Source organism: Glutamicibacter sp. BW78, from assembly GCF_002332245.1.
Classification (GTDB): Bacteria; Actinomycetota; Actinomycetes; order Actinomycetales; family Micrococcaceae; genus Arthrobacter_H; species Arthrobacter_H rhombi_A.
The window spans coordinates 47,546-61,989 of sequence record NZ_NRGU01000038.1; the positions used below are offsets into that span (position 1 = coordinate 47,546).

The 14,444-nt window shown below is 64.2% G+C and carries 18 protein-coding genes; 5 read left to right on the forward strand and 13 right to left on the reverse strand.

Annotated elements, in window-relative coordinates; all coding sequences use genetic code 11:
* Window positions 1-13: 13 nt before the first annotated feature.
* Window positions 14-904 carry a tryptophan 2,3-dioxygenase gene (kynA, locus tag CIK75_RS10455; protein ID WP_096224101.1) on the reverse strand — a complete coding sequence of 297 codons (891 nt, stop codon included), beginning with the start codon at window positions 902-904 and terminating at the stop codon, window positions 14-16.
* An 88-nt stretch (window positions 905-992) separates the two neighbouring features.
* Between kynA and CIK75_RS10460 the strand changes: the two genes are divergently transcribed.
* Window positions 993-1,556, forward strand: a complete 564-nt coding sequence (locus CIK75_RS10460) for a DUF488 domain-containing protein (protein WP_096224103.1) — start codon at window positions 993-995, stop codon at window positions 1,554-1,556.
* A gap of 10 nt (window positions 1,557-1,566) precedes the next feature.
* On the opposite strand, the gene CIK75_RS10465 is transcribed toward CIK75_RS10460, so the two are convergent.
* From CIK75_RS10465 to CIK75_RS10480, 4 genes are all read right to left on the reverse strand, one after another.
* Window positions 1,567-2,697, reverse strand: coding sequence for an NAD(P)/FAD-dependent oxidoreductase (locus CIK75_RS10465; RefSeq protein ID WP_096224105.1), 1,131 nt, complete (start codon window positions 2,695-2,697; stop codon window positions 1,567-1,569).
* On the reverse strand, window positions 2,694-3,392 hold the full coding sequence (locus tag CIK75_RS10470; protein ID WP_086993681.1) for a class I SAM-dependent methyltransferase: 699 nt from the start codon (window positions 3,390-3,392) through the stop codon (window positions 2,694-2,696). Before CIK75_RS10470 ends, CIK75_RS10465 begins: the two co-directional genes overlap by 4 nt.
* 6 nt (window positions 3,393-3,398) lie before the next feature.
* Window positions 3,399-4,541: a type III polyketide synthase gene (locus tag CIK75_RS10475; RefSeq protein ID WP_086993684.1), complete on the reverse strand. Its 1,143-nt coding sequence runs from the start codon at window positions 4,539-4,541 to the stop codon at window positions 3,399-3,401.
* 104 nt (window positions 4,542-4,645) lie between these two features.
* A complete protein-coding gene (locus tag CIK75_RS10480; protein WP_086993688.1) occupies window positions 4,646-5,209 on the reverse strand; it encodes a hypothetical protein in 564 nt (187 codons plus the stop codon).
* A 214-nt stretch (window positions 5,210-5,423) separates the two neighbouring features.
* Here CIK75_RS10480 and CIK75_RS10485 point away from each other — a divergent pair, with 214 nt between their 5' ends.
* Window positions 5,424-6,524: an alanine--glyoxylate aminotransferase family protein gene (locus CIK75_RS10485; RefSeq protein ID WP_086993690.1), complete on the forward strand. Its 1,101-nt coding sequence runs from the start codon at window positions 5,424-5,426 to the stop codon at window positions 6,522-6,524.
* Window positions 6,525-6,566: 42 nt separating this feature from the next.
* On the opposite strand, the gene CIK75_RS10490 is transcribed toward CIK75_RS10485, so the two are convergent.
* The 4 genes from CIK75_RS10490 to CIK75_RS10505 form a co-directional block, all read right to left on the reverse strand.
* Window positions 6,567-6,782 (reverse strand): DUF2945 domain-containing protein, encoded by a 216-nt coding sequence (locus CIK75_RS10490; protein WP_086993693.1) that lies wholly within the window; start codon window positions 6,780-6,782, stop codon window positions 6,567-6,569.
* A 66-nt stretch (window positions 6,783-6,848) separates the two neighbouring features.
* Window positions 6,849-7,226: a fluoride efflux transporter CrcB gene (gene crcB, locus CIK75_RS10495; protein WP_086993696.1), complete on the reverse strand. Its 378-nt coding sequence runs from the start codon at window positions 7,224-7,226 to the stop codon at window positions 6,849-6,851.
* Window positions 7,223-7,660 (reverse strand): CrcB family protein, encoded by a 438-nt coding sequence (locus tag CIK75_RS10500; protein ID WP_086993699.1) that lies wholly within the window; start codon window positions 7,658-7,660, stop codon window positions 7,223-7,225. Before CIK75_RS10500 ends, crcB begins: the two co-directional genes overlap by 4 nt.
* The gene (locus CIK75_RS10505) at window positions 7,657-8,277 is read right to left on the reverse strand and encodes a DNA-3-methyladenine glycosylase I (protein ID WP_086993702.1); all 621 of its coding nucleotides are present in this window, start codon (window positions 8,275-8,277) and stop codon (window positions 7,657-7,659) included. The genes CIK75_RS10500 and CIK75_RS10505 overlap by 4 nt, the downstream gene beginning before the upstream one ends.
* 159 nt (window positions 8,278-8,436) lie before the next feature.
* On the opposite strand from CIK75_RS10505, the gene CIK75_RS10510 reads away from it, so the two are divergent.
* On the forward strand, window positions 8,437-8,961 hold the full coding sequence (locus CIK75_RS10510) for a PGPGW domain-containing protein (RefSeq protein ID WP_086993705.1): 525 nt from the start codon (window positions 8,437-8,439) through the stop codon (window positions 8,959-8,961).
* On the opposite strand, the gene CIK75_RS10515 is transcribed toward CIK75_RS10510, so the two are convergent.
* From CIK75_RS10515 to CIK75_RS10525, 3 genes are all read right to left on the reverse strand, one after another.
* Window positions 8,958-9,422 (reverse strand): GatB/YqeY domain-containing protein, encoded by a 465-nt coding sequence (locus CIK75_RS10515; RefSeq protein ID WP_086993708.1) that lies wholly within the window; start codon window positions 9,420-9,422, stop codon window positions 8,958-8,960. The genes CIK75_RS10510 and CIK75_RS10515 overlap by 4 nt on opposite strands.
* A 93-nt stretch (window positions 9,423-9,515) precedes the next feature.
* Entirely contained in the window at window positions 9,516-9,833 is a 318-nt protein-coding gene (locus CIK75_RS10520) for a hypothetical protein (protein ID WP_086993711.1), read from the reverse strand.
* Entirely contained in the window at window positions 9,830-10,159 is a 330-nt protein-coding gene (locus CIK75_RS10525; RefSeq protein WP_086993713.1) for a DUF4190 domain-containing protein, read from the reverse strand. The genes CIK75_RS10520 and CIK75_RS10525 overlap by 4 nt, the downstream gene beginning before the upstream one ends.
* 206 nt (window positions 10,160-10,365) lie before the next feature.
* On the opposite strand from CIK75_RS10525, the gene CIK75_RS10530 reads away from it, so the two are divergent.
* Together CIK75_RS10530 and CIK75_RS10535 are read left to right on the forward strand one after the other, a co-directional pair.
* The gene (locus tag CIK75_RS10530; protein ID WP_096224107.1) at window positions 10,366-10,971 is read left to right on the forward strand and encodes a hypothetical protein; all 606 of its coding nucleotides are present in this window, start codon (window positions 10,366-10,368) and stop codon (window positions 10,969-10,971) included.
* Window positions 10,972-10,980: 9 nt separating this feature from the next.
* Window positions 10,981-11,961 carry an HNH endonuclease family protein gene (locus CIK75_RS10535; RefSeq protein ID WP_241895403.1) on the forward strand — a complete coding sequence of 327 codons (981 nt, stop codon included), beginning with the start codon at window positions 10,981-10,983 and terminating at the stop codon, window positions 11,959-11,961.
* Here CIK75_RS10535 and CIK75_RS10540 read toward each other — a convergent pair.
* Window positions 11,958-14,276, reverse strand: coding sequence for an FdhF/YdeP family oxidoreductase (locus CIK75_RS10540; RefSeq protein WP_241895404.1), 2,319 nt, complete (start codon window positions 14,274-14,276; stop codon window positions 11,958-11,960). The genes CIK75_RS10535 and CIK75_RS10540 overlap by 4 nt on opposite strands.
* Window positions 14,277-14,444: the final 168 nt, after the last annotated feature.

Consider the following 14,444-nt stretch of genomic DNA (forward strand, 5'->3'; position numbering starts at 1 on the left):
GGGGCCTTTCGGGCTAGTTGCCGATTTCGGTACGGACGGCGTAGAGCTCGGGGAAGAAGGTCAGGTCGAGGGCGCGGCGCAGGAAGTCGACGCCGGAGGAGCCGCCGGTGCCGCGTTTGAAGCCGATGGTGCGTTGGACGGTGCGCAGGTGCCGGAAGCGCCAGGCCTGGAAGTTGTCCTCGAGGTCCACCAGGTCCTCGCAGGCCTGGTAGAAGCCCCAGCGGGTCTCCTCGGTTTCGTAGATCTCCTTGAACACGGGGATGAGTTCCTCGTGCAGCACCCAGGCCTTCGAGAAGTCGCGGTGCAGGATGTCTTCGGAGATGGGGTATCCGGCGCGGGAGAGTGCGGCGAGGAACGCGTCGTAGACGGTGGGTTCCTCGAGGAGCTGGCTGAGCATGGCGTGGGCTTCGGGATGGGATTCGAAGACCTTGAGCATGCCGCGGTGCTTATTTCCCAGAATGAATTCCACGGCACGGTACTGCCAGGACTGGAAGCCGGAGGCCGAGCCCAAGGTGTCGCGGAACTGGGCGTATTCGCGCGGGGTGAGGGTCGCCAGCACCGACCACTGATCGGTCAGCACCTTCTGGATGTGCTTGACGCGGGCCAGGCACTTCAGGGCCTTGCCCAGATCGTCGGCGTCCATGAGGCGTCGGGCCTCGACGAGCTCGTGGAGCACGAGTTTGAGCCAGAGTTCGCTGGTCTGGTGCTGGATGATGAACAGCAGCTCATCATGGTGTTCGGGATTGCTATGGGGGTGCTGGGCGTGCAGGACCTTATCCAGATCCAGATACCCGCCGTAGGACATCTCGTTGCGGAAGTCGGTGCGTACGGTCTCTTCGATATCGCGCTCGCCGGTATCGGTGCCGGGGGTTTCGGGGGTGTCTTGCGAGTAAGGGCAGCTCATGCAGGTCAGAATATCAGTAACGTGACGAGCGTCAAGCAGATGAAATCCCTTGCTGGTCGTGGAGAATCAACGCTGACATGATGGAGCCATGAACACCCCAGCGGCTGCAGCCCCGCCTCCCACCCTCCACACGGTCGGACATTCCACGCATCCGGTCGAGGAGTTCGTCGAGCTGCTCCGGGCCCATGGTGTGCAACGGATCGTCGATGTGCGCACCGTGCCCAAGTCTCGGTATAATCCCCAGTTCGGTATCGATCAGCTGCCGGCTAGCCTGGCCGGGTACGGTCTGGACTACCAGCGGATTGAGAGCCTGGGTGGTCTTCGGCACACCACGAAGGCCTCACCGAATACCGGCTGGCGCAACGCATCCTTTCGCGGCTACGCGGACTACATGCAGACCCCGGAGTTCGACGCCGGAATCCAGCAGCTGGTGGCCAGCACCGCAGAGCGCCCGGTGGCGATCATGTGTGCCGAAGCCGTCCCCTGGCGTTGCCACCGTTCGATGATCGGGGACGCGATGCTGGTTCGGGGCTTCGAGGTACTGGATATTTTCAGCCCCACCAAGGCCACGGCCCACACGTTGACGTCCTTCGCCCAGGTGGAAGGAACCACGATCACCTATCCGCCGGAGAAGTCCACCCCGTCGGCCTGAAAGGTGGTCATCAGCGGAAGCCTCGGCTCATGGTGAACCGGCGAGCCACGACATCGGTCAATGCTCTGCTGCGGGCCACCACCCTGATCGCCTTGCCCCGCAGCCCGTGGAGGACCGGGGGCAGCGGACGCCCCAAGGCCATATTCAGGTGGGCTTGCCGGCCAGCCCTGGCCGCGGCACGCAATCGGTCCCCTGAGAAATCTGCCAGCGCGGCCAGCTGGGCCGAACCTGCCGAGCAGGAGTGGGTCAGTAACGGAGCCAGTGCTGCGGCGTCGAGCAGCCCCAACGCCATGCCTTGCCCACCGATGGGGCTCACCTCATGGGCTGCGTCACCGATCAGGATGACCCGTCCGCACACCATGTTCGCCACCGACCGACGTGAGCAACGAAATCTGCTGGACATCGTGGCGGCCCCATCATCGACCCGGTAACCGGTGCGGCGTTCAACGAGCCTGCTCAGCGGGGTCGTATCCGCCGGCAGATGCCAGGCGACCCACCGGCGTAGGCCCTCGGGTAGGGGAAAGGACTCAACGATTCCTTCGGCGTGCAGCAACAGGGCTGCGGTGGCACCAAAGTCAGTGGTGTCTGGGAAGTCCCCCATCACATAGTGGTCGCGGTAACGGCTCCCGGCAAAAGGTAGGCCAGCGAGCGTACGGACCGTGGAATCCACCCCGTCCGCTCCCACCAGATAGCTGGCAGATACCGGGGCGGCCAGTCCGCTGACCGTGGCCTGGATGCCGCGGTCTTCCTGCCGGAAGGTGATCAATTCGTGGCCTTCGATCAGGGCTTGTGGGTCGAGCTGCTGCAGCCGTGCCCGCAGGAGTTCGGTTGTCTTGGCCTGGGGGAGGGAGAGGATGAAAGGGTGCGGGCCCTGCAGAACAGCGAAGTCCAGGGCGGCGATTCGGCTGCCGGAACTCAGTCCCAGCCCCGTGCGGATCCGGACCCCGGAGGCGATGGCTGCTGCGGCGACGCCTGCTGCCTGCAGGACGTCGACTGCGGGCGGATGAATGCCGATGGCCCGTGAATGCTCCCGCGGGGTGTCGCGGGCCTCGACGACGCGGACGGTGAGACCCGATTGGTTGAGCAGGATGGCCAGGGTCAGCCCCGAGGGACCGGCACCGATGATGAGCACATCGATCACGGCAGGGGTTCCGGACGGTGGATGAGTAGGTTCCTGAACGGACGGCGCGGCTGCACCTGCCAGCGCCCCGGGACCACTGACTGCAGTTCCTCGGGCAGGTAACTGCGGCGGATGGAGGTCAGTCCGTCGCGCCGAATGAACGAGGTCCCGGCCAACGGCAAGGTGGCAGCGCCGAAGAGCAGCGACGCAGCGCGTGAACGCCGCAAATCTGCGTGGATGGCGACACCACGGGTGAGCTGCTCGGTGTCGGCGAGCAAAAGTTCGAGTTCATGGGGGGAGAGGTGATGCAAAACATGGTTGGACACCACCACGTCGAACCGGCGTCCGGCGGCCACCAGATCTGAGCTGTTCGCCGCTTCGAAGGACACCCTGGCGTCGTCTCGGCCCGCAGAGTGTCGAGCAGCAAAACGGTAGGCTCGCGGATCCGGGTCGATGCCGGTGACCTTGACATCGAAACCATCGGCGCCGGCCCTGCGGGCCAGGGCCCGAGTGATATCCCCGCCACCACAACCGATATCCAAAATGGTGGAGGCTCCTGCGGTGGCCAAGACCGGCCGGATCAGCTCCCGGTAGACCCCACGCCAGCCGGAAACCACCGCGTTGACCAGCGGGAACTGCTGGTAGGTCCGCCATAACAGCACCGGGTCGCAGTCCTGCCGGTCCATTTCCTCGGTTGCTGTCTCGGCGCGGCGCATCGGGGGCTATGCCTCGGGCCGGGCCACGGTCATCAAAGCAGTTTCCACGGTGAGTCCCGGGCCGAAAGCCATGGAGCAGATGCGCTCGCCGACGGGGTCGGAGGCCTCCGCGACGGTCTCCAAGATGTCCTTGAGCACGAAGAGAACGGTGGCGCTGGACATGTTCCCGTAGTCGTTGAGCACGCGGCGAGCCGGCTCCAGCTGCCGTTCATCCAATCCCAACCGGTTCTGGACCTTGTCGAGGATGGCCCGCCCGCCGGGATGGATACCCCAGTGGGTGATCTGCGCATAGTCTTCACCGAGCGATGCATCGTGGGCCAGCAATGGGGCCAGCGCCCCGATGATGTGGTCGTCAATAATGTGCGGGACGTAGGTTCCCAGGACCATTTCAAAACCCTCATCACCAATATTCCAGGCCATTGATTCTTCACCGACGGGGGTCAACACCGTTTCGAAGGCATCGAGTTCCAGGCAGGTGGTTCCCGCCGGTGCGGGCCGGGAGGTGACCACGGCTGCTGCGGCGCCGTCGGCGAAGAGCGCCGATCCCATGATGGTGTCCGGGTCGTTGGAGCTGCGCACATGCAAGGTGCACAATTCGGTGCTGACGACCAGCACAACCGCATCCGGCTCGGCCTTGCAGAAGCTTTTGGCAGCACGGAGGGCCGGGAAAGCTGCATAGCAGCCCATGAAACCCAGATGGTAGCGCTGGGTTGAAGCGGGCAGGCCCAAGGCCCTGACGATCTGATAGTCGGGGCCCGGGTTGTAGAAGCCGGTGCAGGAGACGGTGATGACGTGGGTAACGTCTGCGGGGTCCAGATCCGGGCAGGCGGCCAACGCCGCGCGAGCAGAATCGGTGAACAGTGCCTTGGCTTCGCGGGTGAAGACGTCGTTGCGGACCTTGGTGCTGGGACTGAGCAGCTGGGTGTTGGCCGCATCGAAGAACACCGGAGTGGTTTCGGTCTGCTCGAGGCTGAGCTCGGTCAATGCGGTGCGTCGGGTGGAGATCGCCGAAGAATTGAAGGAGGTGGTGATCAGTCGTTCTCCCAAGCGGGTCAGGCCGGGCTGGGCTGCGAAGACATCGCGCACCTGGTCCTGATGCAGGACCGTTTCGGGTAGAGCCGTTTGGATGGTCCTGAGGGTCACTGTCATGGGCCGAGCGTATCCGGGCTGACCTGCGCGGTAAAGGGATTGCGGGTGGTGGGCGGATGCGCTACCCGGAGGCATCGGTTCCACCCACCGTCACTGCGCCGGTACTACGGGGCCAGTACGCCGGAGAAGAGCGCGTCCTCATGGTCGAAATCAACCAGATACGTCAGCGTGACGTCGTCGAGCTCTCCTGCGGGGATGCCGAAAGCCACCCGGGTGCTCTGCTTCTTTCCCGGGAGGACCTTGCCCTGGAAGAAGCCGTCGATCTTCTCGGTGAAGACCCCCTCAGCTTGGGTCCCTGCCGCCCCGTAGACCACCGAAGCCGTCAGAATCGCTGGATCGAAGATCTCCTGGGTTCCGTTCTGGAGGGTGACGTCGAAGACGTACATCTTTCCGTCGGAAGCCTCGGCACCTGAGGCGTATTGACCAGCTGCGGAAAGACCTGCCGGTTTGACGGTCAGCTTCAGGCCGTCATCCCAGGTCCAGGCGCTGCCGAAGTCGGCCACTCCCTCAGTGGACTGGTCTTCGGTGGTCTCCGCCACGGCTTCCGCAGCCGGCTCGGAGGCCGTGTCGACAGCGGTGCCGGCCTCCGGGCCGCCCGTGGTGGTGCAGCCGGCCAGTGCCAGGCCGGTGGCGAGCGCCAGGGCCACCCATGTGGTTTTCGTGTTCATGTTTCCTCCCCAAAATGGTGCGCCGCGAGTGCGGTGCGGTGATGATGACCGGAAGCCGTCACTTCCAGTACCTTCACGTCACCAGCTGCCTCCGACATTTTGGAACCGCCTATGTGGAACTCGAATTCCGCTGAGCGACATTTCGTGCCTATGGTGGAAGGCGAAGGCCTTGTCCTGCGGCTGCCGCCGCGCCATCGAACCCCAGGGAGTCCCCATGCAGCAGATCATCCCCACCCGCCACCTTTTCGGCCCTGGCCCCTGCAACCCGTATGCCGAAGCCACGGCCGCGCTGGGTTTGCCACTGCTGGGACACCTGGACCCGGACTTCATTGCCCGGATGGACCGGACCTGCGAAGGCCTTCGAACCCTGTGGGGGACGAAGAACACGCGGACTCTTCCGCTCAGTGCCACCGGCTCGGCCGGCATGGAAGCCGCCTTTGTGAATACCATCAACCCCGGTGACGTTGCGGTGATTGCCGTCAACGGACTCTTCGGTGAGCGGATGTGCGAAGTCGCCTCCCGGGTGGGAGCCGAAGTGGTCAGGGTCGACCACGAATACGGCACCCCCGTCGATGCCGAACGAGTCGCCGCCGCGCACCCGAACCCGAAGGTCATTGCGGCAGTCCATGCCGAAACGAGCACCGGCGTCGTCTCCGATATCGCGGCACTGGGCGCCATCAAGGGCGACGCCCTGTTGATCGTCGACGCCGTCACCTCCATCGGCGGCATGCCGATCGAAGCCGACGCATGGGGCATCGACGTCGGCTACGCCGGCACCCAGAAGTGCCTGGGCGTCGCCCCGGGTATGGCACCGTTCACCATTTCCGACCGGGCCTTTGAACGCCGCGTGCAGAAGCCGCAGTCCTGGTACCTCGATCTGGGCCTGCTCGGTGGCTACGCCACCACCGGTTCCTCGGGTGGTCAGCGCACCTACCACCACACGGCTCCGGTCGCGATGGTCGCCTCCCTGGAAGCAGGGATCGAGCGTGTCCTGGCCGAAGGTATCGAAGCGGTGACCGCACGTCACCAGAATGCTGGTGCCGCCCTGCAGAAGGGCCTGCAGGAGATGGGTTTGGAGCTCTTCGCCGCCGAAGGCCACCGGTTGCCTCAGCTGACCACCGTCAAGGTACCCGAGGGCGTCGACTCGGCCGCCGTGCGGTCCTACCTGCTGAAAAACTACGGCGTTGAGATCGGTGGAGGCGTCGGGCAGTATGCAGCGACCGTTTGGCGGATTGGCCTGATGGGGCCGAACGCGAACATGGATTCCGTGGCGCTGATCCTCGCTTCGCTCAAGGACGCCATCGCCAACAGCTGAGCCTGACCAGACTAGCGGGGCCGGGGTTGGCCGGGATCGGAACTACGTCGCGATCTTGGTCAGCGCCGGCCCTTTGTGCATGGCAAGGTGTTCGGTCTGATCACTGCGGATCTCATATTGCGGATCATCGGGGGAACACCGGCGCATATGGCCCTTGTACTCGACGTCCTGCGTATGTTTTTTGATGATGACACCGCTGACGTGTCCGGCTTCCGAATTCCACGAAACATGATCGCCGGTGGAAAAAGTAGCTGACATGGTGGCTTCCCCTTTTGTTTCGGCACTACTCCTGGGCATCTGGTGGCCCGAGCCTACCGGCAGGTTCTAAGCGAGGGAACCGAGCCAGAACCCGCCGCTGGCCGCCGCGACGGACAGCACGGCCATTCCCAGGCCATTGGCCAGTGACGCCAGATAGCGACGTTCCTGCAGCAGGCGAACGGATTCGAAGCTGGCAGTACTGAAGGTCGTGTATCCGCCCAGGAACCCCGTGCCGGCGACCAGATATACCGGCTCGGGAACGATGAAGCCCATCGACAACCCGAGCAATAAGCCCAAGACCAACGAACCCGAGACGTTGATCAGCAGGGTTCCCAGCGGGAAGGTGGCCCGGGTATGGGACTTGACGAAACCGTCGACGAAGAGCCGGGTGCCAGCCCCCAAACCGCCGGCCAGCGACAGGGCAATGAAGAGCAGTGGTGTCATGATCCGGCCTGGCGAAGGGGCCGTCGCCAGCTGGCGGTCGCAAGGCCGGCCCAGGTGGCTGCCGCGCCAATTAACACGGTGGCAGCGATCAGAGCCACCCCGGCCGCCGGACCACCCAGGGGCCAGTGGCCGTCGAAGAGCAGGCGTGCATCGACGGCGAAGGCACTGTAGGTCGTGAACCCTCCGCAGAACCCGGTGCCCAGCATCAGGCGCAGGGTCCGCCGGACACCCTGGTCACTGCCGGCCCGCAGGAGCGATTCCAGCAGCAGGCCCAGCAGGAAGGCGCCGAAGATGTTGATCATCAAGGTGGTGGTGGGCAGGCCGTTGATTCCCGGGAAGGCGAGGGTGAGGCCTTCACGTGCCGCGGTGCCGAACACCCCGCCGACCACGACCAACCCCAGATGTCGCCAGTTCAGATGCGAAGCACGGCTCATGGCCAGACGCCCGAACTGCCGCGGCGGTGGCTGCCCAGCAGGTGGGTGTCCACGATGCCCACGGCCTCCATGAGCGCGAACATGGTGGTCGGACCGACGAAGGAGAAGCCCTTCTTGCGCAAGGCCTTCGATAAGGCAACGGATTCGGCCGAGGTGGTGGGAACCTCATCCATCGTGGCCGGTCGAGGGGTGGCCTCCGGTTGGAAGGACCAGATGAACGCGGCCAGACCCTCCTCTTCTCGCAGTTTGAGGGTCGCGGAAGCATTGCCGATGGTGGCCCTGATCTTGGCCCGATTGCGGACGATGCCGGCATCCCCCAGAAGACGTTCGACGTCGTCCTCACCGAAACCGGCCACCCGATCGGGGTCGAATCCGGCGAAGGCGGCACGGAAATTCTCCCGTTTGCGCAGGATCGTGGCCCAGGACAAGCCAGACTGGAAGGCCTCCAGACTGAGCCGTTCGTACAGGCCCTGCTCGTCGCGGATCGGCAGCCCCCATTCGGTGTCGTAGTACTCGCGCAGCATGCCCTCGGTCGCCCAAGCAGGTCGTAATAATCCGTCCGAACCCCGAATGAGCCCAGCCTCGGGTGAGGGGGGCTGCGATTCGGCGACTGCCATGTGTTTGTCCTTCGAATTGCTCGGTCCAACGTGCCGGAAAGGGCCGGTACGTTGACGCTGAGACGAGTTGATGGGCCCTTCACAGGTTACCTTCCGTGGGCCGCGTCTTCGGAGTTGCCGAACTCCTGACCCGGCGAACTGTCCGGTAAACTGCAGGAAATGGCTTCCACCTTCGTGCACGTTTGGCTCAAGCCCCTGGCCGTCAACATCGCCGGGTGGCTGCTTCTTGTGGTCGGACTGCTGGCCCTCGTCCTTCCCGGCCCCGGGCTGTTGTGCATCGTGGCGGGTCTGGCGGTGCTGTCCACCCGGTATTGGTGGGCCGAAAAGCTGATGCACCCGGTCAAGGCGCGGGCCTACCGGCTGGCCGCCGAAAGCGTGAAAACCCGCTGGCGGATCTTCTGGAGCTCCACCGGTGCGTGCCTGTTACTAGCGATCGGCGTGGTCTGGGGACTGCGCCCACCGGCCCCGGAGTGGTGGCGGTGGCCCCAGGACTGGTGGCTGATCGGTGGCTGGGGGACCGCCCTGTCGATCATGGCCTCCGCAGGTTTCGCGCTCGGACTGATCATCTACACCCACCGGCGGTTCGGGTTGCCGATGAAGGCCCGCCGCATTGCCAAGGACCGCATGGCTAGACGCCGTCGACACCATCCGAGCCGCCGGGAAACCGACCGGAGGGACTCCTAGGCCAGCCGTTCCTTGACGAGGGCGCTGGTGGTTTTGCCATCGAAGCGCCCGGCGACTTCGGCGGTGACCGTCTTCATGACCTGGCCCATCTGGCGCATCCCCGGCTTCACCCCGTCTATGGTCTGGTCGGCAATGGCCCGGTCCACGATGGCGACGACGTCGTCCCGGGTCAGTGGTGCCGGCAGGTAGGACTCGATGAAGGCTGCTTCGGCAATTTCCTGCTCGGCCCGCTCGGATTGGCCGGCCTCAGCATAGGTTTGGGCGGTCTCGCGTCGCCGAGACGCTTCCTTCTGCAGGAGTGCGGTGACCTGGTGGTCGTCCATTTCCATCGGTGTCTTGCCACCCTTTTCGCGGGTGCTGATCTCGCCCAGGACGTTGCGCAACGTCATCAGTTCGGACTTGTCACCGGCCTTCATATGGGCGGTCATATCGAGGCGGAGTTGTTCCTTCAGCGTGCTCATGGGGCGGCCTTTCGTGGCGGATTGCCGAAGCGGATGCTCCCACCATTATCGCCCACCCGGGAACCTGCCGTTGCACGCGGCGGACAGCTGGCCTTAGAAGGTTCGGTGTCCGGCATTGGCCGGCGGCGGCATCGACTGCGCGAAGCGCTCCACACCGAGGGCGTCGACCGTACTGGCCAGACGGTACAGACCGATGATCGCCGCGACCCATCCCGCCAGGATCAGCACGGCGCCCAGAAAGATCAACACCAACGAACCCGAACCAGGTCCGTTGGCGATCCCGTAGAAACTCGCGGCCATGGACGAGGCCGCCACCACGGCGCCGGCCAGTACCGCCAAGGGGCCGACGACGAGGGCCGAGAGTAGACCGCCGACCAGCCAGGGTGCGGAACGGCGCGGACGCCGGGTCATGCGCCGACGGCCGAGGAGTAGTCCATGGTGGCGAACATGCCGCCGATGGCGACGACGAAGATGATCAACAGCAGCCATCCCAGCAGGGTCAGGGAGTTGATGATGATCCCGGCGATGGCCATGCCCCTGCCTGCGGGCTCGCGCCGGAGCCCAATGATCCCCAACACCAGCCCGACGATGGGCACGATGCCGGTGAAGCCGGCCAGGATCGAGACGAGGCCGAGCACCATGGAGGCGATGCTCATCCCGCGCGGTGGGGGAGCGCCGTACTGGATGTAGGGCTGCTGCGGATACTGCTGCTGAGGGTAGTTCCCCGGGTGGGTCATGACGCTCCATCAAAGCTGACTGCGGACGTGATGCTCTCCACGGTAGGCGAGGTGTCTGAACGGCGCCAAGCGCGGAGACTCGCGCAGGAATCCGGTGGATAAACCGGAGCTGCACGATTCTGCGTCAAGCTCGTATATGATTTGGCCAGAAGTGCGAATGGACGCACTGCCAGGCCATCGGGCCAGGGCTCATTCCAGGGGGAAAATTGAAGAAGTTCCTGAGCGGGTTCGCCGCTCTCGCCGCGGCCGTTTCATTGGTTTTCTCCGGAGTTCAGATTGCTGCCGTGACGCAGGCCGTTCCTGCCTCGGCTGCTGTCTCGGTTGCGGCGAAGAAGGCAACCCCAGCGGTGGCCATTCGCAAGATCCCCAATAAGACGGTCAAGGGCTCCGCGAAGGCGAAGGTCAAACCCCTCGTGACCGCGAAGAAGGGGACGAAAGTCGTTTCGAAACGACTCAAGGTCGTCCACGGTCGCAAGACCCTCACCCGCAGTGCTTCAGCCATCTCTCTCAAAGCGGGATCCTACCGGGTCACGACGACCGTGAAGTACAAGGTCGGTAAAGCCAAGCAGCGCACCACCAGCAAGACCCAGTCGCTGGTGGTGAAGAAGAAGGCCTCCGCTTCCAGCAAACGGGTCTACAAGGGATATTCCTGTCCGGCGGGCTACCCGGTGAAGGGAAACCGCACCGGCAGCAAGAAGGAATGGAAGTATCACGTTAAGGGTGGGCAGTTCTACAGCAGGACCAAGCCCGAGGAGTGCTTCAAGACCACTTCGGCGGCCAGCAAGGCCGGTTACCGCGCCTCCAAGCGGTAGGACCCGACCGTGAAGAACACCCGACACCGCCTGACCGCCTGGCTGGTGGCCTTGGGGCTGACTGCGATCCTGATCGGCACGGCATTCTTCGAAGGTACGGTCCCGGCACAGGATTTGAGGGGAAGCCATGCCTCGCCTGAGGACCTCACATCCCAACGCGCAGCTCTGGTACTTCCGGCATGGACCGGCCGCACGAAGGTCACACCCGGTGCCAAGCTCACCGGGCCAGCGGCGACCAGGGTGCTGAAAGCGCTGCCGGTCAAGGGCAAGGCGCCAGCGACCGGATATCAACGCAATGTGAAATTCGGCAACGGGTTCAAGGATTTCAACCACAATAAATGCGATGAGCGTCAGGACACGCTCAAACGCGATATGTCACGGGTGAAATATAAGGACCGCAAGCACTGCCAAGTGGCTTCCGGCCGGCTGAACGACGCCTATACCGGACGCGCGATCAACTGGAAGGTCAAGGCCGGCTCCGTGGATATCGACCATGTGGTTGCGCTGAAGAACGCCTGGATTTCCGGTGGGCGGAAGCTCTCCCCGAAGCAACGGCAAGCCCTCGCCAACGACCCGCTGAACCTGATGGCTTCGGCGGCCTCTGCCAATCGTTCCAAGGGCGACCGAAATGCCGCCGAATGGTTGCCGGCGAATAAACGATTCCGCTGCCAATACGTCGCCACCCAGATCAGCGTGAAGCACAAATACGCGCTGGCGGTCACCTCCGCGGAGAAATCGGGGATGTCGCGGGTCCTTCGTTCCTGCCCGAAACAGCGTGCCGCAAAGGTCACGCCGATTAAGCCGGCCGGAACGCCTTCGACCACGGCCCGGAAACCGGCCGCGAAGAAGTCCGCGAAGACAGCGACCCGTCGGGTCCACCCGGGGGCCTTCTGCTCACCGCGCGGGGCGAAGGGCGTCGGCAGATCCAATGGCAAGATCTACACCTGCAAAACCAGCACGACCGACACGCGGGCGCGCTGGCGCCGCTAGGCGTTCGCCGGGGCCGGTGCTGCGACCTTCTCCAGCCGGACCAGTACCGCCTTGGAGACCGGAGTGTTGCTGGCTTCGGCCACCAGGGAGAGCGGCACCAACACATTGGCTTCCGGATAGTAGGCAGCCACGCAGCCCGGAGTCGTCGGGTACTCGATCAGGCGGCACCGGCGCATCACCCGGGACACCCCGTCGTCGTGCACCCCATGAACATCGGCGTAGTCCCCGTCCTTCAGCCCCAACTGGGCCAGATCGGCGGCGTTGACGAAGACCACCTGGCGGCCCTTGTGGACCCCGCGGTAGCGGTCGTTGTTGGAGTAGATGGTGGTGTTGAACTGGTCGTGGGAACGCAACGTCTGCAGGATGAGCGTGCCGGCGGGGCGCTGCAGGTACTCCAACTCGTTGACCGTGAGCATGGCCTTGCCGGTAGGGGTAGGGAAGGTGCGGGTGTCGCGCGGTCCGTGGGCGAGGATGAACCCTCCTTCGCGCCGGATCCGCTGGTTGTAGTTCTCACAGCCGGGAATGACTCGAGCAATATGCTCACGGATCAGGTCGTAGTTCTTCTCAAACCCGATCCAATCGGCATCAATCTTCTCCCCCAGAACCGCATGGGCGATGCGGCTGACGATCGCCGTTTCGGAGAGCAAATGATGAGAAACCGGTTCGACGTTGCCCCAGGACGGGTGTACCGCACAGACGGTGTCCTCGACGGAAACGAACTGTTCTCCGGACTCCTGAATGTCGATTTCGGTGCGCCCCATGGTCGGGAGGATCAGCGCCGCGGCGCCGGTGACGGTGTGGGAACGGTTGAGTTTCGTGGAGATCTGCACGGTGAGGTCGGTGCCGGCCATGCCGGCCTCCGCAACACCGGTGTCCGAAACCGCCGAGACGAGGTTTCCGCCCAAGGCGACGAAGACCTTGACCTTGCCCTGCTGCATGGCCTCGAAGGTCTGGACCGAGTCGAAACCATGGTGACGGGGAGGATCGAAACTGAACTCCCGGCCCACGGCATCCATGAACGATTCGGGCATCTGCTCCCAAATGCCCATGGTGCGGTCTCCTTGGACGTTGGAGTGGCCGCGAATGGGGGAGGCCCCGGCCCCGGGCTTACCGATGTTCCCGCGCAGCAGCAGCAGGTTCATGATCTCCTTGATCGTGTCGACACCCTTTTTCTGCTGGGTGATCCCCATGGCCCACGTGATGATGACCCTCTCGGCGGCCATGTACCGGTTGGCTAGCTCGTCGATCTCGGAGGATTCCAGGCCGGTGGCTTCCAACACCGTTGCCTCGTCCAGGTGGCTCAGATGCTCCCGCAGCTTATCCAGCCCCTGACAGTGGTGGTCCAGGAAATCGTGGTCCAGCACGGTGCGGGGGTTGGCTGCCTCGGCGTCCAGGACCCGTTTGGAGACCGCCTGCATCAGGGCCATGTCCCCGCTGAGGCGGATTTGTAGGAACTGGTCGGCAATGTCGGTGCCCCGGCCAATAATGCCACGGACCTTCTGCGGGTTCTTATACCGGCGCAGCCCCGCCTCGGGCAGCGGGTTGATGGCCACGATATGACCGCCGTTGAGTTTGCAGTTCTCCAATTCGGTGAGCATCCGGGGGTGGTTGGTGCCTGGGTTCTGACCCATGATGATGATCAGGTCCGCGCGTTCGAAGTCCTCGAAGGCCACGGTTGCCTTGCCGACGCCGATGCTTTCGCCCATGGCCCAGCCGGAGGACTCATGGCACATATTCGAACAATCCGGCAGGTTGTTGGTTCCGAAGCCGCGGGCGAAGAGCTGGTAGGCGAAGGCCGCCTCGTTGGAGGTACGCCCACTGGTGTAGAACACCGCCTCGTCGGGGGATTCCAGGGACTTCAGTTCGGTCGCCAGCACGTTGATGGCCTCGGACCAGGGGATGGGGCGGTAGTGGTCCTCGCCGGCCGGCTTATAGACGGGTTCGGTGAGACGGCCTTGCTGGCCCAACCAATATTCGGTGCGTCCACGCAGCTCAGTGACTGAATGCTCGGCCCAGAAGGCTGAGTCGATGACCAGCGGGGTGGCCTCCCACGTGACGGCTTTGGCCCCGTTCTCGCAAAATTCGAAGGTCTTGCGATGATGCGGATCCGGCCACGCGCAACTGGGGCAGTCGAAGCCGTCCTTCTGGTTCAGCTTCATGACGGTTTTGGCGGTCCGTGCCGGTCCCATTTGTGCCAGCGCCGGACCCATGGAATGCGTGACGCCGGGAATGCCAGCGGCCCATCCCTTCGGCCCGTCCCCGACCTCCAATTCGGATGCCGTCGGCTCGTGTGCTTCCTCGCCATGCTTGGCCACGATGGACCCACCTTTCCGCGACCCCTGGGACGGCGTCCGCCGTCGTGGGCTGACACCCTCAGGACTACCAGTGGGACACGCGCTTCGCAAGGGGTGAAGACCGATCCGGCGTCGTCATCTACCGAATCTTGGGCACCAGGTTGTTAGGCTCGACGGGTGAGTGAATCC

Excerpts from the sequence above, each read along its gene's own strand:
- kynA (WP_096224101.1), bottom strand. The coding sequence starts at position 904 with ATGAGCTGCCCTTACTCGCAAGACACCCCCGAAACCCCCGGCACCGAT.
- CIK75_RS10460 (WP_096224103.1), top strand. The coding sequence starts at position 993 with ATGAACACCCCAGCGGCTGCAGCCCCGCCTCCCACCCTCCACACGGTC.
- CIK75_RS10470 (WP_086993681.1), bottom strand. The coding sequence starts at position 3,392 with ATGCGCCGCGCCGAGACAGCAACCGAGGAAATGGACCGGCAGGACTGC.
- CIK75_RS10475 (WP_086993684.1), bottom strand. The coding sequence starts at position 4,541 with ATGACAGTGACCCTCAGGACCATCCAAACGGCTCTACCCGAAACGGTC.
- CIK75_RS10480 (WP_086993688.1), bottom strand. The coding sequence starts at position 5,209 with ATGAACACGAAAACCACATGGGTGGCCCTGGCGCTCGCCACCGGCCTG.
- CIK75_RS10485 (WP_086993690.1), top strand. The coding sequence starts at position 5,424 with ATGCAGCAGATCATCCCCACCCGCCACCTTTTCGGCCCTGGCCCCTGC.
- CIK75_RS10490 (WP_086993693.1), bottom strand. The coding sequence starts at position 6,782 with ATGTCAGCTACTTTTTCCACCGGCGATCATGTTTCGTGGAATTCGGAA.
- crcB (WP_086993696.1), bottom strand. The coding sequence starts at position 7,226 with ATGACACCACTGCTCTTCATTGCCCTGTCGCTGGCCGGCGGTTTGGGG.
- CIK75_RS10500 (WP_086993699.1), bottom strand. The coding sequence starts at position 7,660 with ATGAGCCGTGCTTCGCATCTGAACTGGCGACATCTGGGGTTGGTCGTG.
- CIK75_RS10505 (WP_086993702.1), bottom strand. The coding sequence starts at position 8,277 with ATGGCAGTCGCCGAATCGCAGCCCCCCTCACCCGAGGCTGGGCTCATT.
- CIK75_RS10510 (WP_086993705.1), top strand. The coding sequence starts at position 8,437 with ATGGCTTCCACCTTCGTGCACGTTTGGCTCAAGCCCCTGGCCGTCAAC.
- CIK75_RS10515 (WP_086993708.1), bottom strand. The coding sequence starts at position 9,422 with ATGAGCACGCTGAAGGAACAACTCCGCCTCGATATGACCGCCCATATG.
- CIK75_RS10520 (WP_086993711.1), bottom strand. The coding sequence starts at position 9,833 with ATGACCCGGCGTCCGCGCCGTTCCGCACCCTGGCTGGTCGGCGGTCTA.
- CIK75_RS10525 (WP_086993713.1), bottom strand. The coding sequence starts at position 10,159 with ATGACCCACCCGGGGAACTACCCTCAGCAGCAGTATCCGCAGCAGCCC.